General features: G+C 59.5%; 18 protein-coding genes and 1 riboswitch. Of the genes, 11 read left to right on the forward strand and 7 right to left on the reverse strand.

Annotation, left to right across the window (positions count from 1 at the left end):
* Positions 1–4: 4 nt before the first annotated feature.
* Positions 5–1,006 (reverse strand): glycosyltransferase, encoded by a 1,002-nt coding sequence (locus tag CKW09_RS14260; protein WP_061794581.1) that lies wholly within the window; start codon positions 1,004–1,006, stop codon positions 5–7.
* Positions 1,007–1,541: 535 nt separating this feature from the next.
* Here CKW09_RS14260 and pabB point away from each other — a divergent pair.
* The 4 genes from pabB (at position 1,542) to CKW09_RS14280 (ending at position 7,175) form a co-directional block, all read left to right on the forward strand.
* Positions 1,542–2,915: an aminodeoxychorismate synthase component 1 gene (gene pabB / locus CKW09_RS14265; protein ID WP_061794582.1), complete on the forward strand. Its 1,374-nt coding sequence runs from the start codon at positions 1,542–1,544 to the stop codon at positions 2,913–2,915.
* Positions 2,912–3,490: a CoA pyrophosphatase gene (locus tag CKW09_RS14270; protein WP_095097902.1), complete on the forward strand. Its 579-nt coding sequence runs from the start codon at positions 2,912–2,914 to the stop codon at positions 3,488–3,490. Before pabB ends, CKW09_RS14270 begins: the two co-directional genes overlap by 4 nt.
* Positions 3,491–3,937: 447 nt before the next feature.
* Complete coding sequence (sdaA, locus tag CKW09_RS14275) at positions 3,938–5,302, forward strand: L-serine ammonia-lyase (RefSeq protein ID WP_061794584.1); 1,365 nt, start codon at positions 3,938–3,940, stop codon at positions 5,300–5,302.
* A 271-nt stretch (positions 5,303–5,573) separates the two neighbouring features.
* Entirely contained in the window at positions 5,574–7,175 is a 1,602-nt protein-coding gene (locus CKW09_RS14280) for an EAL domain-containing protein (protein WP_095097905.1), read from the forward strand.
* Between the two features lie 17 nt (positions 7,176–7,192).
* Here CKW09_RS14280 and CKW09_RS14285 read toward each other — a convergent pair whose 3' ends face one another.
* Positions 7,193–8,737: a TerC family protein gene (locus CKW09_RS14285; RefSeq protein ID WP_061794586.1), complete on the reverse strand. Its 1,545-nt coding sequence runs from the start codon at positions 8,735–8,737 to the stop codon at positions 7,193–7,195.
* Between the two features lie 628 nt (positions 8,738–9,365).
* On the opposite strand from CKW09_RS14285, the gene manX reads away from it, so the two are divergent.
* The 5 genes from manX to mntP all read left to right on the forward strand — a co-directional run bounded on the left by manX (position 9,366) and on the right by mntP (position 13,538).
* Positions 9,366–10,325: a PTS mannose transporter subunit IIAB gene (gene manX, locus CKW09_RS14290; RefSeq protein WP_061794587.1), complete on the forward strand. Its 960-nt coding sequence runs from the start codon at positions 9,366–9,368 to the stop codon at positions 10,323–10,325.
* 55 nt (positions 10,326–10,380) lie between these two features.
* Entirely contained in the window at positions 10,381–11,181 is an 801-nt protein-coding gene (locus CKW09_RS14295) for a PTS mannose/fructose/sorbose transporter subunit IIC (protein WP_004945641.1), read from the forward strand.
* 15 nt (positions 11,182–11,196) lie between these two features.
* On the forward strand, positions 11,197–12,039 hold the full coding sequence (locus CKW09_RS14300) for a PTS mannose transporter subunit IID (protein ID WP_061794588.1): 843 nt from the start codon (positions 11,197–11,199) through the stop codon (positions 12,037–12,039).
* Positions 12,040–12,093: 54 nt separating this feature from the next.
* On the forward strand, positions 12,094–12,552 hold the full coding sequence (locus CKW09_RS14305) for a DUF986 family protein (RefSeq protein ID WP_061794589.1): 459 nt from the start codon (positions 12,094–12,096) through the stop codon (positions 12,550–12,552).
* Between the two features lie 221 nt (positions 12,553–12,773).
* A riboswitch (yybP-ykoY riboswitch) is annotated at positions 12,774–12,957 on the forward strand.
* A gap of 11 nt (positions 12,958–12,968) precedes the next feature.
* Entirely contained in the window at positions 12,969–13,538 is a 570-nt protein-coding gene (mntP, locus tag CKW09_RS14310; protein WP_061794590.1) for a manganese efflux pump MntP, read from the forward strand.
* 54 nt (positions 13,539–13,592) lie between these two features.
* On the opposite strand, the gene rlmA is transcribed toward mntP, so the two are convergent.
* On the reverse strand, positions 13,593–14,411 hold the full coding sequence (gene rlmA, locus CKW09_RS14315) for a 23S rRNA (guanine(745)-N(1))-methyltransferase (protein ID WP_095097908.1): 819 nt from the start codon (positions 14,409–14,411) through the stop codon (positions 13,593–13,595).
* 145 nt (positions 14,412–14,556) lie between these two features.
* Here rlmA and CKW09_RS14320 point away from each other — a divergent pair, with 145 nt between their 5' ends.
* Entirely contained in the window at positions 14,557–15,273 is a 717-nt protein-coding gene (locus CKW09_RS14320; RefSeq protein WP_061794592.1) for a polyphenol oxidase family protein, read from the forward strand.
* Between the two features lie 52 nt (positions 15,274–15,325).
* Here CKW09_RS14320 and cspE read toward each other — a convergent pair whose 3' ends face one another.
* From cspE to CKW09_RS14335, 3 genes are all read right to left on the reverse strand, one after another.
* Entirely contained in the window at positions 15,326–15,535 is a 210-nt protein-coding gene (cspE, locus tag CKW09_RS14325; protein WP_002221949.1) for a transcription antiterminator/RNA stability regulator CspE, read from the reverse strand.
* 41 nt (positions 15,536–15,576) lie between these two features.
* Positions 15,577–15,693 carry a DUF2627 domain-containing protein gene (locus tag CKW09_RS14330; protein WP_002211058.1) on the reverse strand — a complete coding sequence of 39 codons (117 nt, stop codon included), beginning with the start codon at positions 15,691–15,693 and terminating at the stop codon, positions 15,577–15,579.
* Between the two features lie 799 nt (positions 15,694–16,492).
* On the reverse strand, positions 16,493–17,491 hold the full coding sequence (locus CKW09_RS14335; protein ID WP_061794593.1) for an MBL fold metallo-hydrolase: 999 nt from the start codon (positions 17,489–17,491) through the stop codon (positions 16,493–16,495).
* Positions 17,492–17,715: 224 nt separating this feature from the next.
* Between CKW09_RS14335 and CKW09_RS14340 the strand changes: the two genes are divergently transcribed.
* A complete protein-coding gene (locus CKW09_RS14340) occupies positions 17,716–18,006 on the forward strand; it encodes a hypothetical protein (RefSeq protein WP_061794594.1) in 291 nt (96 codons plus the stop codon).
* 44 nt (positions 18,007–18,050) lie between these two features.
* Here CKW09_RS14340 and CKW09_RS14345 read toward each other — a convergent pair whose 3' ends face one another.
* Positions 18,051–19,412 carry an amino acid permease gene (locus CKW09_RS14345; protein ID WP_095097911.1) on the reverse strand — a complete coding sequence of 454 codons (1,362 nt, stop codon included), beginning with the start codon at positions 19,410–19,412 and terminating at the stop codon, positions 18,051–18,053.
* Positions 19,413–19,482 lie beyond the last annotated feature (70 nt).

A 19,482-nucleotide genomic window follows, 5' to 3' on the forward strand; every position in this document is an offset into this window, starting at 1 on the left:
TGATTCAGGCGGGCTGCGAGCAGCCGCTGCGGCCGTGCCACTGCTTCAGACGGTGTCGCCACAGCATGACATGCCAGCCTTGCTTGATGCCGCGCGCATTGGCGGCCATTGCCTTGTCGATGCCGCGCCGGTAGAACTCTTCGGTTATCCGGCACTGCGCCGTCAGCTCCGGCTCGCGGCGGATGCTGTGGCAGATGCCCAGCGCTTCGCGGGCGATCTGCCAGTGGAACGCCGGGCGAAGATCGATTTTGTCCGCATAGCGGTGGTTGAGCTGCGTCAGCATTTCGACGATCTTCATGTAATGACGCTGATATTGCACATTGGCGTTGCCGGTACGGCGGCGGTTGCTGATCGACCGATCGTGCACCCGCTGCCGGTACAGCGGTTTACTCAGGTATTTGACCCGCTGCGCATTGAACATCACTTCGGTAGTCCAGGGTATATCCTGATGATGCAGACCCGGTTCAAAATACAGCCGATGTTGTTTGATAAAATCAAGACGATATATCGCCAGCCACACCACGTGAATAAACCGGCGCGACTTCAGCGCCCGCTCGAACCACTGTACGCCGTCGATCACCGCCGTGCTGCTCAACCGCTGCGCTGGGAATATCGGCTTAAGCTCATCCTGGCTGGCGAAATAGCGCTCGCCGTTGCACTGCATAACATCTAATTGATGTTTTTCCGCCTGCTCCAGCAGCGTGGAATACATCTCCGGCGCCAATAAATCATCCGCGTCCGGAAACGCCACGTATTTTCCCCGGGCGATGGCCAGGCCGGCATTGCGCGCATTGGACACCCCGGCGTTGGCCTGATCGATCACCCTGATATGCGGGTGTTGGGCCGCGTAACGGTGGGCAATATCGCCGGAGCCGTCGGTGGAACCATCATTGACGATGATCACCTCCAGCCGGCGCTCATGCTGCGCCAGCAGCGAGGCCAGGAAAGGTTCGAACAGCGATCCCGCATTATGCAGCGGGACGATGACGCTCAGCATTAACGACATGGTCAGCTCTTCAATAATGTGACGAATTAATTTTATTTCTTAGCGATATCAATGCATTTTAGAATGCAGCGTCGCGCCGAAATAATGCCCCAGGCTTTTCAACGGATGCCTGAATGCGCGTTGGCTGATTTTGTCTTTTTGTGCGCAAGCGCCGCAGAGACATGAATGAACAGTTGCATGGTCAGCGGATTCGTCTATCCACAGACCGCATTTTCGACAGAAAGACATAGCTGCCCCCATTCGTTTGATGACGAACTGAAACAATAATAAGATGAAATTAATAGATTAATTTTTTTATAATTTCCGGCAGGGAACGCCGATAGATAAATATGACGCTGGCAACCGGACTTATTAATTTTTAGCATATTGAATTACGGTTAATGGCGCAAAAAATGCTTCGTCGCCAGATTGTTCAATTGCCGTTGATGTGAGCTGTGCTTGGCGTCGCGCACGACGAGGCATGCGCGCAACGGCCGACTATGGCAGAATAGCCGGCAGACACCGCCGCCTCCGACAGTCAGGTTTATTCAACTCCATGAGCGTAACCGCCCCAAACGTCAAGTCTTTGCCCTACTCCCGCGGCGCCCTGTTGGCGCTCTTCGCCCCGCTCGCCCACCAGCCCTGGGCGATGCTGCTGCACTCGGGATTTGCCGAACATTCCCACAATCGTTTCGACATTCTGGTCGCGGAGCCCAACGTCACGCTGACCACCCGCGGCCAGGTCACCGAGATCCGCCAGGGCGACAGCCGGCAACAATCCGCCGAGGATCCTTTTAGCCTGCTGCAGCAACAGCTGGCGGCGCAAGGGTGGCGGCCGCCTTTCAATGCCGACCTGCCGTTCCAGGGCGGCGCACTGGGATTGTTCGGTTACGATCTGGGCCGCAGGATTGAGCCGCTGCCGCAGCTGGCCGCCGCCGACCTGGCGCTGCCGGATATGGCGATAGGCCTCTATGACTGGGCGCTGATCGCCGACCATCAACAGCAAAAGCTGACGCTGCTCAGCTATCGGGACGTCGAGCAGCGCTGGCAGTGGCTCAGCCGGCAGCAGGCCCCCCCGCAGCGGCCGTTCGCCCTGACCGGCGGCTGGCGGGCCAATATGACGCGCCAACAGTACGGTGAGAAATTCCAGCGCATCCAGCATTATTTGCGCAGCGGCGACTGCTATCAGATCAATCTGGCGCAGCGCTTTTCCGCCGACTATCAAGGGGATGAATGGCAGGCGTTTCAGCAGCTCAGCGCCAGCAACCGCGCGCCCTTTTCCGCGTTTCTGCGCCTGCCGGAAAACAGCGTGCTGAGCGTCTCTCCCGAACGTTTTCTTTGGCTGGAGCAACAGCGGATCCAAACCCGGCCGATCAAAGGCACCCTGCCGCGGCTGGCGGACGCGGCGCAGGACGCCGCGCAGGCCGAGCGGCTGGCGCACTCCCCCAAGGACCGCGCGGAGAATCTGATGATCGTCGATCTGCTGCGCAACGATATCGGCCGCGTGGCGCTGCCGGGCAGCGTGCGGGTGCCGCAGCTGTTCGCCGTGGAACCCTTCCCGGCGGTGCATCATTTGGTCAGCACCATCACCGCGACGCTGCCGGAGACCACGCCGGCCACCGACCTGCTGCGCGCCTGCTTCCCCGGCGGCTCGATCACCGGCGCCCCCAAGGTGCGGGCGATGGCCATCATCGAAGAGCTGGAGCCGCAGCGCCGCAACGCCTACTGCGGCAGCATCGGCTACCTCAGCGCCTGCGGCACCATGGACACCAATATCGCCATCCGCACGCTGATCGCCGAAAATGGCCGCATCCATTGCTCCGCCGGCGGCGGCATCGTGGCGGACAGCCAGGAACAGGCGGAGTATCAGGAAACCTTCGACAAGGTTGGCCGCATTCTGCCGCAGCTTGGGGAGTTTAGCCTGTCGTGAACCCACCGAATTATCCGGCCTCGCTGGCCGCCTTTATCAGCCGTTTCCAGCTGCAGCTGCCGCAGGCATCGCAGATTTCGCACAACGTGCGCCCGGCGGCGGTGCTGATCCCGATTGTTTGCCGCCCGGAGCCGACGCTGCTGCTGACCCGGCGCGCCGACTCGTTGCGTAAACACGCCGGCCAGGTGGCGTTTCCCGGCGGCAAAACCGACGCCGATGACGGCTCGGCGATCGTCACGGCGCTGCGTGAAGCGCAGGAAGAGGTGGCTATCCCGCCGCAGGCCGTCACCGTCATCGGCCAGATGGCGCCGCTCGACAGCAGCACCGGATTCCAGGTCACGCCGATCGTCGGCCTGATCCCGCCGGAGGTGGAGTTCCACGCCAACGAGGCCGAAGTGGCTGACGTCTTCGAGATGCCGCTGCGCGAAGCCCTGACGCTATCGCGCTATTATCCGCTGGATATTCACCGCGGCGGCCATACGCACCGCATTTATCTTTCCTGGTATCAAAGCCAGTTCGTGTGGGGGCTCACCGCCGCGATCATTCGACGTCTGGCGCAGCAAGTCAGCCTCTGAAGTCAATAAAGTGACCTGCATCACAATTTAAACCGGTATGCGGCACGCAGCCGCAGGTAAAGCGATCGCCATCACTTCATCCGTTTGCTTTTTCAACTACCTTGCTGGCTGACACGGTTTTAAAAAAACTGTAAACCCTCTCTTAAACCTTACGAAATACCTGTAAAATACTGCCGACCGAGATAAACCACTGTCGATACAGGGATTAGGCCGGCGGCGCCCCGCAACGGAAGCCGGCGCGATTACCCTCTGATGGAATGGGGGCAAAGGACGGTTCCGCGCCCGGCCTGACGCCTGCGGTAATCAGCAAAGAAAGTAACACCAAGGATTATTTTATTTCATGCGAAAAAGGCAGCCGAACCCGTACGGTGCTTTTACACTATCGCAGTTCCCTGCGCGGTTTTTAACCGCCGCAGCCATAACAATATGCCTCTAAGGAGTTTTAGCGTGATTAGCGTTTTCGACATGTTTAAGATCGGCATCGGCCCGTCCAGCTCTCATACGGTTGGACCGATGAAAGCCGGCAAACAGTTTGTCGACGATCTGGTAAATAAAGGCCTGATGCCTTCTATCACGCGTGTCGCCGTAGACGTTTACGGCTCACTCTCATTGACCGGTAAAGGTCACCATACCGATATCGCTATCATCCTCGGCCTGGCGGGCAATATGCCCGACACCGTTGATATCGATAGCATCCCGGGTTTTATTCGCGATGTAGAACAACGTCAACGCCTGATGCTGGCCAGCGGTCTGCATGAGGTTGATTTCCCGCGCGACGGCGGCATGGTCTTCCGCAGCGACAACCTGCCGCTGCATGAAAACGGCATGCGCATCCACGCCTTCGCCGGCGACAAGGAAATTTACAGCAAGACTTATTACTCCATCGGCGGCGGCTTTATCGTCGATGAAGAAAACTTCGGCAAGGCCGACGCCCATGAGCTGAGCGTGCCTTACCCGTTCAACTTCGCCCGCGACATCCTTCAGCACTGCCGTGAAACCGGGCTGTCGCTGTCCGGCATGGTGATGCAAAACGAGCTGGCGCTGCACAGCAAGCAGGAAATCGAGACCTACTTCGGCAACGTCTGGCAAACCATGCGCGCCTGTATCGATCGCGGCCTGAACACCGAAGGCGTGCTGCCTGGTCCGCTGCGCGTGCCGCGTCGCGCCTCCGCTCTGCGCCGCATGCTGGTGTCCTCCGACAAGCTGTCCAGCGATCCGATGAACGTGATCGACTGGGTCAACATGTTCGCGCTGGCGGTAAATGAAGAGAACGCCGCCGGCGGCCGCGTGGTCACCGCGCCGACCAACGGCGCCTGCGGCATCGTGCCTGCGGTGCTGGCGTATTACGATCACTTTATCGAATCCGTCAGCCCGGACATCTACATCCGCTACTTTATGGCGGCGGGGGCGATTGGCGCGCTGTACAAGATGAACGCCTCCATTTCCGGCGCCGAAGTCGGCTGCCAGGGCGAAGTGGGCGTCGCCTGCTCCATGGCGGCGGCCGGCCTGGCCGAACTGCTGGGCGGCAGCCCGGAGCAGGTTTGCGTGGCGGCGGAGATCGGCATGGAACACAACCTGGGCTTAACCTGCGACCCGGTCGCCGGCCAGGTGCAGGTTCCCTGCATCGAACGCAACGCCATCGCCTCGGTCAAGGCGATCAACTCGGCGCGCATGGCTCTGCGCCGCACCAGCGAACCGCGCGTTTCGCTGGATAAGGTGATCGAGACCATGTACGAAACCGGCAAGGACATGAACGCCAAATACCGCGAAACTTCGCGCGGCGGCCTGGCCATCAAGGTGCAGTGCGACTGACCTCCGACCCCGCCCTCCGGCGGGGTTTTTTATCGCCAATCGCCCGCATGCGGCCACATTTGTGACATTGTCACCCAAAGTTCCCTCGCCGTTGCTCCCTGCGATCCCGCGGTTAACCCGCAAATAAGCCTTCTGTTTCGCCAAATTTAAATAATTTACTGGGTTATCATCAATCTTGTATAACCACAGGCTAGAATTAGCCGAGTATAATTTTACGGGAACATAGCCTGACGCTGACTCGGAGCAGGTTTACCGAACAAGGATTTACCAGATGTTGATGACCCACCTTGCCGCGTCCCAATATCGCTACTACCGTTGGCTGCTGGCCGGCGCGGTGGGGCTGGCTATTCTGTTGATATCGCTGTACACCCGCTATTATCAAGAGGTCACAAACATCGAACAGAGCCAGCAGGCGCTGGCCACCCGCACCGTCACCAAAATCAATCAGCTGCTGCAGCCGGCCGAGCTGCAGGCCGGGCGCAGCATGCCGCTGCTGGAACAAAGCTGCGAGAGCGCCATGCCGACGCTGCGTTTTCGCGCCGCGCAAAACCAGGCGCTGCGCTCCATGCTGCTGGTGAAAAACGACAAGATTTACTGCTCCAGCCTGTTCGGCGCCCGCGATTATCAATTCGCCGCCGTGCTGCCGAGCATCGCCAACGGCGGCGCCAGGCTGGCGCTGCGGCCTTCGCTGGCGGTGAGCCGGGGCGTGCCGACGCTGGTGATGTGGACGCCGTCCGCCAGCGACAAAAACAGCGGCGTGCTGCACGTTTTCAATATCGAGCTGCTGGCCAACTTCCTGCTCGAGCCTCAGGAGCCCTATGCCCAGCGGGTGGTGCTGAACGTCGCCGACAACAGCCTGGAATACGGCCGACGGGAAATCCTCAACCGCGATACCCTGACCGCCGACCTGCGCTATACCGCCAACTCCGCCAAATATCCCTTCTCGGTTTCGCTGTTTGGCCCGCAGGTCGGCATGCTGGCGCTGGCCGCGCTGCCGCGGCACATCCCGCTGGCGTTATTGGTCAGCCTGCTGGCGGCCTACGTGGTGTATTTGCTGACCGCCAACCGCATGAGCCTGGCCTACCATATCGGCCACGCCATCACCCACCGCGAGTTTCGCGTTTACTGCCAGCCGATTATCAACAGCGACACCGGACGTTGCTCGGGGGTTGAGATGCTGCTGCGCTGGAAGAAGAAGCGCCAGGGCTGGATCTCGCCGGACGTGTTCATTCCGCTGGCGGAGCAGCATGAGCTGATCATCCCGCTGACCCGCTATCTGATGAATACCGTGGTGGAAAACCTGCAGCTGTTCCCGCCGCGCCCGTCGTTTTACATCAGCATCAACGTGGCCGCCGAGCATTTCAACGCGGTCAATATCATCGATGACATTCGGCAGATTTGGCTGCCGGCGCAGCCGATGCCTTCCCTGATGCTGGAACTGACCGAGCGCACCGCGCTGTCGGCCATTCAATACGAGCAAATAAAAACGCTGAAAGAGATGGGGATCATGCTGGCCATCGATGACTTCGGCACCGGGCACAGCTCGCTGAGCTACCTGAAAAACCTCAGCCCGGACGTGTTGAAAATCGATCGCGGCTTTACCGCCGCCATCGGCACCGACGCGGTTAACGCCACCGTCACCGACACCATCATCCTGCTGGCGCAGCGCCTGAAGCTGAAGCTGGTGGCCGAGGGGGTCGAGACGGAGGAACAGGCGGACTACCTGCGCGCGCGCGAAGTGAACGCCCTGCAGGGCTATTACTTCGCCAAACCCATGCCTATCCATGTGTTCCCGCTGTGGTTACGGCAATACGAGTCGCGTTTGAGAACCGGCGCAGAGCCGGAGGGGCAGGCAAACCAGCCGGAGGCGTAACGCCCCCGGCCCGCAGATTACGGCAGTTCCCGGTGTTCGGGCTCCGTCTTGGTAATGCGCACCAGCTCGATGCGGTAATCGGTGACCTCGACGATGTCGAAACGCAGCCGGTTCAGCTCCACCACGTCGCCCACCGCCGGCATCTGGCCATAATGCGCCAGCAGGAAACCCGCCAGCGAAGCGTAGTCCGCCGTCGGGCTGACCAGATCCTCGCAGTTCAGCGCCTGCTCCAGCGAATGCAGGTCGGCCCCGCCCTTCACCAGCCAGCCGTCGCCTTCCGCCACGATATCCGGCGTTTCATCTTCATCAGGGAATTCACCGGCAATCGCCTCCAGCACGTCCAGCGGCGTCACCAGCCCCTGCACCACGCCGAACTCGTTGGCGACCACCACCAGGCGCCCCTTGGCGCGCCGCAGCACCGCCAGCAGGTTGATCACGTCCATGGTTTCCGGCACCACGATCGGCGGCGTGCGCGCGGCGAATTCGGCGATGTCCTCACCCTGCTCCAGCGCCACCAGCAGATCCTTGGCGCGCACCACGCCGACGATCTCATCAATCGATTCGCGGCACACCGGGAACAGGCTGTGCGGCGTGTCCAGCAGCTGCTCGCGCACCTCTTCGCGGGAGCGTTCGCAATCGACCCAGGAGATGTCGGTACGCGGCGTCATCACGCTGCGCAGCGAGCGCGAGGCCAGCGTCAGAACCCCGCTGATCATATAGCGCTCTTCCTCGGCAAAGGTTTCTTCCGTCGGGCGGGCGGCGGTTTCATCCGTCTGCTGCGCGCGCCGTTGCCCCATCAGGCGCATGATCGCCTCCGCCGTACGCTCGCGCATCGGGCGGCGCGCCTGGTGCTTGATAAAGTTGCGGCGCGCAATCTGGTTAAACAGCTCGATCAGGATGGAGAAACCGATAGCCGCGTACAGATAGCCTTTCGGAATATGCATGCCGAAGCCTTCGGCGATCAGGCTCAGGCCGATCATCAGCAGGAAGCTCAGGCACAGCACCACGATGGTCGGGTGCGCGTTGACGAAGTTGGTCAAAGGTTTCGACGCCAGCAGCATCACCGCCATGGCGATCACCACGGCGGTCATCATCACCGGCAGGTCATTCACCATCCCCACCGCGGTGATTACCGCGTCGAGCGAGAACACCGCGTCGAGGATCACAATCTGCACCACCACCGCCCAGAATTTGGCGTAGCCGCGGTTGGCGCCGTCCTGGTGCGTCTGCCCTTCCAGCCGCTCATGCAGCTCCATGGTGGCCTTGAACAGCAGGAACACCCCGCCGAACAGCAGGATCAGGTCACGGCCGGAGAAGCTGAACTCGCCCACGCTGAACAGCGGCGTGGTCAGCGTCACCATCCAGGAGATCACCGACAGCAGCCCCAGGCGCATGATCAGCGCCAGCGACAGGCCGAGGACCCGCGCTTTGTCGCGCTGCTTCGGCGGCAGCTTATCGGCCAGAATGGCGATAAACACCAGGTTGTCGATGCCCAGAACGATTTCCAATACCACCAGCGTAAGTAACCCGGCCCAAATTGAGGGGTCCATTAAAAATTCCATGTCAGACTCCGGAAAAAAGACGGGATTGCCGAGCCAGGCTCAGGCGCGACGAGGCTGACGCCACAGGGGCGCAGGCGACAACGGCAAGATTACGGGATTGCAGTACCGGGGGGTGGCCGAGCGGCCGGGTGAATGATACAACGCCAGCAGGTGGCGGGTGAAACCTTGAAAAACAGTAACTTCGGTGACAGTCCATAGGGAGGGCTGAGGCCCTTCACTCCTTGGTGATGAAAGAAGAAATAACTCTAGCAGGATTTTTCTGGGCGGCAAAGCGGCTTTTTTACCTGCTGCAACGTCTGGTAACCGCTCTGGCGTTTAATTCCGCAAACGCGGCACTAGGAGTAATCCGAGCTTTCAATAACAGAGCAATGTCACAAAATTTATTTTTTCACTCACTAAAATAAATGGCGTCAACGTGGAATAACACGCACAGGTTTTTGAAACTGCGTGGGAAATGTTAGGCGTGCGTTTCTTTTTATCTACCATAATGTATCTGAACCGCGGAAGTGACTGCCAGGGAGGCAATAAGAACGACACAATCCGTGCCTATACCCATGGCTTTCAGGCCGCAGCCGCAACGCTGCGGATTGAAAGATGACGGGTATGAAGTTTAATGAGGAGGTAGCGAGTGGCAATAGCTATTATCATCGGCACACACGGGACCGCAGCGGAACAATTGCTGAAAACGGCAGAAATGCTATTGGGCGAGCAGGATAACGTCGCCTTTATAGATTTCGTTCCCGGTGAAAATGCCGAAACGTTAATCGTGAAGTACAACGAGAAAATCAGCGAACTCGACACCAGCGGCGGTGTGCTGTTCCTGGTGGATACCTGGGGCGGCAGCCCGTTCAACGCGGCCAGCCGCATCGCCGTCGATAAAGAGCGCTACGAGGTGGTCACCGGGGTTAACATCCCGATGCTGGTGGAAACCTTTATGGCCCGTGATGACAACCCCGGCTTTGACGAACTGGTCGCGCTGGCGCTGGAAACCGGCCGCGAAGGCGTGAAGGCCCTCAAGAAACCGCAGGAAGAGAGCGTCAAGCCCGCGGCGCCCGTCGCCAGGGCCGCCGCCCCGCAGGCGCCGCTTGGCCCGAATGATCACATGAAAATCGGCCTGGCGCGCATCGACGACCGCCTGATCCACGGCCAGGTCGCCACCCGCTGGACCAAGGAAACCAACGTCAGCCGCATCATCGTCGTCAGCGACGAAGTGGCCGCCGACCACGTCCGTAAAACCCTGCTGACGCAGGTTGCCCCGCCGGGCGTTACCGCTCACGTGGTCGACGTGGCGAAAGCCATCCGCGTGTGGAACAACCCGAAATACGCCGGCGATCGCGTGATGCTGCTGTTCACCAACCCGACGGACGTGTGGCGGCTGGTTGAGGGCGGCGTGGACATCAAGTCGGTCAATATCGGCGGCATGGCGTTCCGCCAGGGAAAAACTCAGGTTAACAACGCCGTTTCCGTCGATGAAAAAGATATCGAAGCGTTTAAGAAATTAAACGAACGCGGTATCGAACTGGAAGTCCGCAAAGTGTCGTCCGACAGCCAGTTAAAAATGATGGACCTGATTAACAAACTCAATTAATGGCGCACGCCAGTAATTATTTTACTCAGAGCTTTTTGGTCATAGGAGAAGTGCAATGGAGATTACCACTCTTCAGATTGTACTGATATTTATCGTTGCCTGTATCGCCGGGATGGGTTCCGTTCTCGACGAGTTCCAGTTTCACCGCCCGTTGGTCGCCTGTACGCTGATCGGCTTTATCCTCGGCGATATGAAAACCGGCATCATCATCGGCGGTACGCTGGAAATGATTGCCCTGGGCTGGATGAATATCGGTGCGGCGGTTGCGCCGGATGCGGCGTTGGCGTCAATCATTTCCACCATTCTGGTCATCGCCGGCGGGCAAAGCGTCGGCGCCGGCATCGCCCTGGCCATTCCGCTGGCGGCGGCGGGCCAGGTGCTGACCATCATCGTGCGTACCCTGACCGTGGCCTTCCAGCACGCGGCGGACAGCGCGGCGGAGCGCGGCAGCCTGCGCGCCATCACCTGGATCCACATCTCCGCCCTGCTGCTGCAGGCGATGCGCATCGCCATTCCGGCGGTGATCGTCGCCATTTCGGTCGGCACCGCAGGGGTTCACGCGCTGCTCAACTCGATCCCGGAAGTGGTCACCAGCGGGCTGAACATCGCCGGCGGCATGATCGTGGTGGTCGGTTACGCGATGGTGATCAACATGATGCGCGCCGGCTACCTGATGCCTTTCTTCTATCTGGGCTTCGTTACCGCAGCCTTCACCAACTTCAACCTGGTGGCGCTCGGCGTCATCGGCGTGGTGATGGCGGTGCTGTATATCCAGCTCAGCCCGAAATACAACAAGTCACAGGTTGTTCAGGCTGGCCCGGCTAATGCCAACGATCTCGATAACGAACTCGACTAGGAATAGGTGAGAGAAATGGTTGATACGACAGTTCAAAAGAAACTCACGCCGGCCGATATTCGCGGCGTATTCATGCGCTCGAACCTGTTCCAGGGTTCATGGAACTTCGAACGTATGCAGGCGCTGGGTTTTTGCTTCTCCATGGTGCCGGTGATCCGTCGCCTGTACCCGGAAAACAACGACGACCGCAAGCAGGCGATCAAACGCCATCTTGAGTTCTTCAACACCCACCCTTACGTGGCGGCGCCGGTGCTTGGCGTAACCATGGCGATGGAAGAACAACGCGCCAACGGCGCGCCGATCGACGACGCGGCGATCAACGGCATCAAGGTTGGCCTGATGGGGCCGCTGGCCGGCGTCGGCGACCCGATCTTCTGGGGCACGGTGCGGCCGGTATTCGCCGCGCTGGGCGCCGGTATCGCCATGAGCGGCAGCCTGCTCGGGCCGATCCTGTTCTTCGTGCTGTTTAACCTGGTGCGCCTGCTGACCCGCTACTACGGCGTGGCCTACGGCTATCGCAAAGGGGTGGACATCGTTAACGATATGGGCGGCGGCTTCCTGCAAAAACTGACGGAAGGAGCGTCCATTCTCGGCCTGTTTGTCATGGGGGCGCTGGTCAATAAGTGGACGCACGTGAATATCCCGCTGGTGGTGTCGAAAATCACCGACCAGACCGGGCATACCACGGTGACCACGGTGCAGACCATTCTCGACCAGCTGATGCCGGGCCTGGTGCCGCTGCTGCTGACCTTCGGCTGCATGTGGCTGCTGCGTCGCAAGGTGAACGCGCTGTGGATCATCATCGGCTTCTTTGCCATCGGCATCTTTGGCTACTGGATCGGCCTGCTGGGCCTGTAATCGTCATGGACCGCCGGGGGGAAACCCCCGGCTTTTTTATGTGTGGAGTAGAAGATGTCGCTGACCGATGGCGTTTTGCTGGTATTTATCGCGCTGATGTTGCTGTACTCGCTGTACGACGAGTTCGGCATGAACCTGCTGAAGGGCAAGACCTTGCTCAGGGTGCCGCTGAAGCGCCGCAACCGGATCGACTGCCTGATTTTCGTCGGCCTGATCGCCATTCTTATTTACCGCAATGTCACCGACAACGGTGCGGTATTAACCACCTACCTGCTTATTTCCCTCGCGTTAATCGCCGTGTATATTTCTTATATTCGCTGGCCGAAGATGTTGTTTAAAGCGCAGGGTTTCTTTTACGCCAATGCCTTTATCGAATATAACCGCATTAAGGCCATGAATTTATCGGAAGACGGCATTTTGGTCATCGACCTGGAGCGCCGCCGGCTGCTGATTCAGGTCACCCAATTAGACGATCTGGAGAAGATATATCAATTTTTCTTGAATAATCAGTGATTAAAAAATGCACTTGCGTCCTTTCACCCCTACGACCGCGCGCTGCATGTGGTTAATTAACCCGCAGCGCCGAGGCTTTCTGATTATTATTTCCGCAACACTGTTGCATCAGACTACATTATATTCCCTCTTGCACGATCATTGATGAAAACAATTCTCGATTTCAGCGTCAATCCCCGCAAAGAATAAAGTTGTCGCCTGCAGAAATAATATGGTATGGTTGCGCCGTCATTGGGGAGTAGCCGGTTTCTGAGCAATAAAAAGTCAGAAACGCCCGTATCAACATACTCGTTTCGCCGCAAGAAACGTGGTGCGGGCAGCCAGGTAAGGTTGGCGAGACCATAGACACGTAACTCCGTCGTATGGTTGGGGGTGGGTTACGTGTATATGGAGCCGCCCGGCCGAGGCTATTTTAGATGAACCTTTCAGCAACGCTCATTCTCGCTTTTGGCATGTCCATGGATGCGTTCGCCGCGTCGATAGGCAAAGGCGCCAGCCTGCATCAACCGCGTTTCCGTGAAGCCATCCGCACCGGATTGATTTTCGGCGTCGTTGAAGCCATTACGCCGATCATCGGCTGGGCTATCGGCCTGTTCGCCAGCCAGTACATCATGGAGTGGGACCACTGGGTCGCCTTCTCGCTGCTGTTTATTCTCGGCATGCGCATGATTGTTGAAGGCGTCAGAAATCGCCCGGACGCAGAAGAGAAAGTGAAGCGCCACGGTTTCTGGCTGCTGGTCGCCACCGCCATCGCCACCAGCCTGGACGCCATGGCGATCGGCGTGGGGCTGGCCTTCCTGCAGGTGAACATCGTGCATACCGCCATGGCCATCGGCTGCGCCACCATGATCATGGCGACGCTCGGCATGATGGTCGGGCGCTTTATCGGCCCGCTGTTGGGCAAGCGCGCGGAAATTCTCGGCGGCGTGGTGCTGATCGGCATCGGCGTCAACATCCTGCTGGAACACCTGGGCTATCTGTCCTGACAGCACATCGAGCAATAAAAAACCTGCCGCGGCAGGTTTTTTCGCTTCAGGGCATCAGGCCCGGCGGCGATACGCCGCGATGACGAAGTCGGTTTCGCAGCTAAAGTTTTCGCTGGCGGCCAGCCGCTGGCGCACCTCCGGCGAAGCGCGCCAGGCGAACGGCGTCATCTGCAGCAGGTTGGCGGCCTGTTCACCCGGCAGCGCCATGTCATAGGCCAGCGCCTCCCGGCTCTCGCGGTCAAACCCCTCAAACTGCTCATCCTGCTCGTCATGCAGCTGCACCTGCGGGTATACCCGCTCTTTGAGCTGATACAGATGGCGTGGCCCGGGCGAGACCGTGACGACGATGCCGCCCGGCTTCACCACCCGCGCCAGCTCTTCCGCCTTGCACGGGGCGTAGATGCGCAATACCGCATCCAGAGCGCCTTCGGCGAACGGCAGCCGATGGCTGGAGGCGACGCAGAAAGAGACCTTCGGGTAGCGTTTGGCCGCATAGCGGATCGCCACCTTGGCGACGTCCAGCCCATAGACCGCCATAGTGCGCCCCTGAGCCAAGCGTGCGGCCACTTCGGCGGTGTAGTACCCTTCCCCACAGCCGATATCCAGCAGCGCCGCGGCACCGGCCGCCAGCGACGAATCCAGCAGCTCCGCCACCCGCTGCCGCAGCGGTCGGTAATAGCCCGCATCGAGGAAAGCGCGCCGCGCCTGCATCATCTCCGCGCTGTCTCCAGGCTGCCTGGAACGCTTGTGCTGCACCGGCAACAAATTGACGTAGCCCTCTTTGGCGCAGTCAAACTGATGGTGGCTGTCGCACCGCCATTGTTGTTGCGAAAAATGAAGCGGCCGGTGGCACAGGGGGCACTGATAAGACATGAGGTGGATTCCAGAGAAACAGGGCGCGGCTAGTCTAAAGAAGGCGCCGGTGCGATGCAAGGCGCATCCCCCGCCGGCGCTAGCCAACGAAGGAAAAAGCTGGCTACACTGAGAGTCTGTTTTCTGACGCAGGTGAAGATATTCCATGAGCGATCGTTCCCCGCTGCTCGAAGCGGTTCCCCACATTCAACACGGTTTCGGCAGCAAGGCTGCGCTGTTGCCCGGGCATTTGCTGCCCTACCGCGCCACCCTGCCGGAAAAAAAACAGGTGCACGGCACGCGCATCGTTGAGGTGCTGCGGCCGGCGCAGCCCTGCGGTGAAGCCGACGGCTTCTATACCCGCCAACCCGGCATTCTGCTCGGCGTGTTGACGGCGGACTGCCTGCCGGTGCTGTTCAGCCGCCGCGACGGTTCAGCGGTTGCCGCCGTGCATGCCGGCTGGCGCGGCCTGCTGGATGGCATTCTTGAGCAGATGGCGGCGCACATCAACCGCGACGACGCCACCGCCAACTGGGTGGCGTCTATCGGCCCCGCCGCCGGCCCCTGCTGTTACCAGGTCGATGACGCGCTGGTGGCTAACTTCAAGCAGCGGCTGCCGCTGCCCGCCGCGCTGATCAGCCCGCGCTATCGCCACCTGGACCTCGCCGCCATCGCGGAATACCAGCTCGGCGCCTTAGGCTTTGCCGCCGTCGATCGCGCCGGCAGCTGCACCATCTGCACCCCGGACACCGACCCGCAGCGAGCGCAGCGCTTTAAATACACCAGCTATCGCCGCAACAGCCATCGCCGCGCGCAGGATCCGAGCCACCCGGGGATTACCGGCCGCAACCAGTACGCGGGCATCATCATCGCCACCGGATGACGCACACGAAAAAGCCCGCACGAAGGCGGGCTTTTTGTACAGCTGACGCTGATTAGATAGCAGTAACGTTTACTGCAGATGGGCCTTTCTGGCCATCTTGGATTTCGAACTCAACGTTCTGGCCTTCAGCCAGGGTTTTGAAGCCGTTACCCTGGATTGCAGAGAAGTGTACGAACACGTCTTTGCTGCCGTCAGCCGGGGTGATGAAACCGAAACCTTTAGACTCGTTGAACCACTTAACTTGACCTTTGATCTTTGCCATCTTGAGTATTTCCTTTGGATTGTTTAAACCGCCCGTAGGCGTTACATAGACAAACTAGAGTCGTTACTGCTTGAGGCACTAAGATAAGGATCGGCAGAGAAGCGGTATTCAACGCTAACGTCTTTACTCAGAACTTCTTTACTGAAAATGCCACACATATACAGAACTGTACCTCGTTTTACCCAGATGCGTTATCACATACTCTGTATTCGATGGCAAGCCATTTTTAATCACCGATGGACATGTCGCACATATTTGAAACGGTCGAGAGCCACATTTGCTTAAATAGGCTAAAAGATGTTGAAGCCTTGGCTATTTTCTGCTTAACCATGCCACCGCGCTGCACTCCGCATCCTGACTGTATTTTAACAATTCTTTCATCGCGCTGACGCATGATCATGACAACATATAAACGCTCGCCGCCGCTTATAACGTTAAAAAATTTGAATCTTTATGGAATTTTATATGCAACATTTGAATATCGATGAACGGGTGACGCGCCGCCCTCGCTCATCCGACCATTTGACCGCCGACGCCGCGGCGGCCGTTGCCTGATGGTGGTCACCCCGCGACCGCCGCCCGGGCAATAACGCCGGCGCTTATTATTGGCGGCCGTGACAAACCGGCGCGTCACCGCCGCCTGCGGCTGCTGCATAAGCATGCAACGGGCAAATTTATGCCTCACCTTAGTGCAGCGATGCATAAATACCTCCGCCGGCGCGGGCTTAAATAACAGGAATAAGCGTATGGATAGCGAAAACTTATAGCGGAATTAAATCTTTAAAACACCACGGTTATTTGAATCACCTTTCGTGCTTATCAATTCGCCTAATTATTTCGCCGCCGCCGCGAACGGCTGCGTTATTCCCCGCGGGCGGCATCCGGCTCGCCCTCGGATCACCGCCCGCCAACCCGCACCGGCCGCGGCTTGCGGCGCGGGCCCCAGCCGATTACCCCTTAAGAAGTAGCCGCCAGCGCAATCCGCTCGCCAATCTTCAGCGGGTGGAAGCGATGCCGTTCCAGCCCCGCCTCGCTCAATGCCAGGTTCAACTGCTGCGGCGGTTCATCCAGCGATTCATCGGCCAGCTCGAACACCCCCCAATGAATGGGGATCACCCGCGGCTCCTGCAGCTGCCGATACAAGCTCACCGACTGCTGCGGATCCATATGCTGTTCCTGCATGAACCAGCGTGGTGCATAGGCGCCGATCGGCAGCGCGGCCACGTCGAACGGCCCCAGCCGCTCGCCGATCTCCGCCAGCCGGTCGGAATAGCCGCTGTCGCCGGAGAAATAAAAGCGCAGCGCCGGATGATGAACCACCCAACCGCACCACAGCGAACGGTTGCGATCCCACAGGGTGCGCATGCTCCAATGGCGCGCCGGCGTCGCGTAAAACGTCAGCTCCCCCAGCGTCAGGCTTTCCCACCAGTCCAGCTCGCGCACTTTTTGCAGCCGGTAGCGCCGGAACCAGCGCTTCAGCCCCAGCGGCACGATAAAGGTGGCCTGAGGGAAACGCCGCGCCAGCTGCCGCACGGTGCGCCGATCAAGGTGGTCATAATGGTTATGGGAGATCAGGATCACATCCACCGCCGGCAATTGCCGCACCGTCAGCGGCGGCGGCGTTCTGCGCTTTGGGCCATAGAAACTGAGCGGCGAGGCGCGTTCGGACAACACCGGGTCGATCAGGACATGGCGCCCGCCGAGCCGCAGCAGCATCGACGCGTGCCCCAGCCACCAGATGCTGTCGTCGCTGCCGCTGAGATCGGCGGGCTGCCACCAGCGCTGGGTGAATTGCTGATAGCCCATCTGCGGCGGCTTGGGCAACCCCTGCCGCTTGCGTTCGTCCTGCCAGCGCTGCAGGTCGCCTTCCCGCCGCTGCGAAGGCTCCGGGTTGCGAAAGCCCTGCGGCGTATGGTGCGCCTTGGCGGCGTCATAATAACGATTGGTTATCTTCATCCTGTCTGTTCTCCCGACCCTGCGGACACCCTGTACGGGCACGGCTTTCAGCTTAACAAGATAGCCGGAGAACGCGCTTTGTGAACAGTGCGCTGTACCGAGGGACCTTTCTCCCCATTCCGTTGTCACAGTCCTTGTAGGTATGCCAGGGCCGCCAAGAGCCCGTTAAGCATCTCTTAAGATCTTTATGATTTACTTACAGCACATTCAGAAAAGGAGAAGTCATGGGCCGTTCTACATCACGCAAATCGGGCGTCCGCCTGAGCCGCATGCGCCGCGCGCTGCTGGCGCAGAAACAGTATTGGAAAATGTATTTCGCCATGAAGCTGCGCCGCGTGCGGGTGCCTGCGCCGCTGGTGCTGCTGGCGGGTTCGCTGGTCGGTTTCTTTATGCTGGCCATGCTGATGCTCAGCGTGGTGGCTATCGATGTGATCAGCACCCTGCTGCTGCTGTGCAGGAAGCTGCTGGGGCGGGGGCGCAATAACGAAGGCCGCGCCTTCATGCCGCGCAGCTAAGCGCGACGGCGGAGGCGCGCAATGCGCCTCCGCAGAGCCTCGATCTAGCGCCTGGCGCCTTTGCGGCGGGTCAGCATAAACCCGACCCACAGCACCGCCACCCACACCGGCATCAACAATACCGAAATGCGGATCCCTGCGCTGAAATACATGATAACCAGGATCAGGCCGAGGAACGCCAGGCACAGGTAGTTGCCGAACGGATACCACAGCGCCCTGAAGCTGGGGATCACGCCCTGGCGATTCTTCGCGGCGCGGAACTTGAGGTGCGCCAGGCAGATCATCACCCAGTTGATCACCAGCGTTGAGACCACCAGCGCCATCAGCAGCTCAAACGCCTTGCCGGGCATCAGATAATTGATCAGCACGCCAATCGAAGTCACCAGCGCCGAGAGCGCGATCGACAACACCGGCACGCCGCGTGCGTTGACGCGGGTCAGCACCTGCGGCGCATTGCCCTGGCTCGCCAGGCCGAACAGCATGCGGCTGTTGGCGTAGACGCCGCTGTTGTATACCGACAGCGCGGCGGTCAACACCACCACGTTGAGAATGGTCGCCACCAGATTGCTGTTCAACGCGTGGAAGATCAGAACGAACGGGCTGCCGCCCTCCACCACCTGCCCCCACGGATACAGCGAAAGCAGCACCGTCAGCGAACCGATATAGAAAATCAGAATGCGGTACACCACCTGGTTGGTGGCCTTGGGAATGCTGCGGCGCGGATCGGCGGCTTCCGCCGCGGTGATGCCCACCATTTCCAGCCCGCCGAAGGAAAACATGATCACCGCCATCGCCATCACCAGGCCCGAGATGCCGTGCGGCATGAAACCGCCCTGCAGCCACAGGTTGCTGAAGCTGGCCTGCGGTCCGCCGTTGCCGCTGACCAGCAGCCAGGCGCCGAACAGGATCATGCCGACGATCGCCACCACCTTGATGATGGCGAACCAGAACTCGGTTTCGCCATACAGCCGCACGTTGACCAGGTTAATCAGGTTAATCAGCACGAAAAACAGCGCCGCCGATGCCCAGGTGGGGATCTCGGGCCACCAGTATTGGACGTAAATGCCGACGGCGGTCAATTCCGCCATGCCGACCAGAATGAACATCGCCCAGTAGTTCCAGCCGGAGAGAAAGCCGGCAAAGTCGCCCCAGTATTTGTAGGCGAAATGGCTGAAGGATCCGGCAACCGGCTCTTCCACCACCATCTCCCCCAGCTGGCGCATGATCAGAAAGGCGATAAAGCCGCCGATGGCATAGCCCAACAGTACCGAAGGCCCGGCCATTTTTATGGTTTGCGCGATGCCGAGAAATAAACCGGTGCCGATGGCGCCCCCAAGGGCAATAAGCTGTATATGTCTGTTTTTTAAACCGCGTTTTAGCGGGGTATCCTGTCGCTGACCGCCCATCTTATCCTCATGTGGCGCATCATCTTGCCGTTGTCGGACAAGATTTCACCAATCAATAAATGTATCTGCG

Source organism: Serratia ficaria (assembly GCF_900187015.1).
Classification (GTDB): Bacteria; Pseudomonadota; Gammaproteobacteria; order Enterobacterales; family Enterobacteriaceae; genus Serratia; species Serratia ficaria.

What these genes read in the sequence shown, in the direction of transcription:
- CKW09_RS14320 (WP_061794592.1), top strand. Translation starts at nt 14,557, where the DNA reads ATGAGCGATCGTTCCCCGCTGCTCGAAGCGGTTCCCCACATTCAACAC.
- CKW09_RS14280 (WP_095097905.1), top strand. Translation starts at nt 5,574, where the DNA reads ATGTTGATGACCCACCTTGCCGCGTCCCAATATCGCTACTACCGTTGG.
- CKW09_RS14330 (WP_002211058.1), bottom strand. Translation starts at nt 15,693, where the DNA reads ATGTGTGGCATTTTCAGTAAAGAAGTTCTGAGTAAAGACGTTAGCGTT.
- rlmA (WP_095097908.1), bottom strand. Translation starts at nt 14,411, where the DNA reads ATGTCTTATCAGTGCCCCCTGTGCCACCGGCCGCTTCATTTTTCGCAA.
- pabB (WP_061794582.1), top strand. Translation starts at nt 1,542, where the DNA reads ATGAGCGTAACCGCCCCAAACGTCAAGTCTTTGCCCTACTCCCGCGGC.
- CKW09_RS14285 (WP_061794586.1), bottom strand. Translation starts at nt 8,737, where the DNA reads ATGGAATTTTTAATGGACCCCTCAATTTGGGCCGGGTTACTTACGCTG.
- cspE (WP_002221949.1), bottom strand. Translation starts at nt 15,535, where the DNA reads ATGGCAAAGATCAAAGGTCAAGTTAAGTGGTTCAACGAGTCTAAAGGT.
- CKW09_RS14295 (WP_004945641.1), top strand. Translation starts at nt 10,381, where the DNA reads ATGGAGATTACCACTCTTCAGATTGTACTGATATTTATCGTTGCCTGT.
- CKW09_RS14340 (WP_061794594.1), top strand. Translation starts at nt 17,716, where the DNA reads ATGGGCCGTTCTACATCACGCAAATCGGGCGTCCGCCTGAGCCGCATG.
- CKW09_RS14305 (WP_061794589.1), top strand. Translation starts at nt 12,094, where the DNA reads ATGTCGCTGACCGATGGCGTTTTGCTGGTATTTATCGCGCTGATGTTG.
- mntP (WP_061794590.1), top strand. Translation starts at nt 12,969, where the DNA reads ATGAACCTTTCAGCAACGCTCATTCTCGCTTTTGGCATGTCCATGGAT.
- CKW09_RS14300 (WP_061794588.1), top strand. Translation starts at nt 11,197, where the DNA reads ATGGTTGATACGACAGTTCAAAAGAAACTCACGCCGGCCGATATTCGC.
- CKW09_RS14260 (WP_061794581.1), bottom strand. Translation starts at nt 1,006, where the DNA reads ATGTCGTTAATGCTGAGCGTCATCGTCCCGCTGCATAATGCGGGATCG.
- CKW09_RS14345 (WP_095097911.1), bottom strand. Translation starts at nt 19,412, where the DNA reads ATGGGCGGTCAGCGACAGGATACCCCGCTAAAACGCGGTTTAAAAAAC.
- CKW09_RS14335 (WP_061794593.1), bottom strand. Translation starts at nt 17,491, where the DNA reads ATGAAGATAACCAATCGTTATTATGACGCCGCCAAGGCGCACCATACG.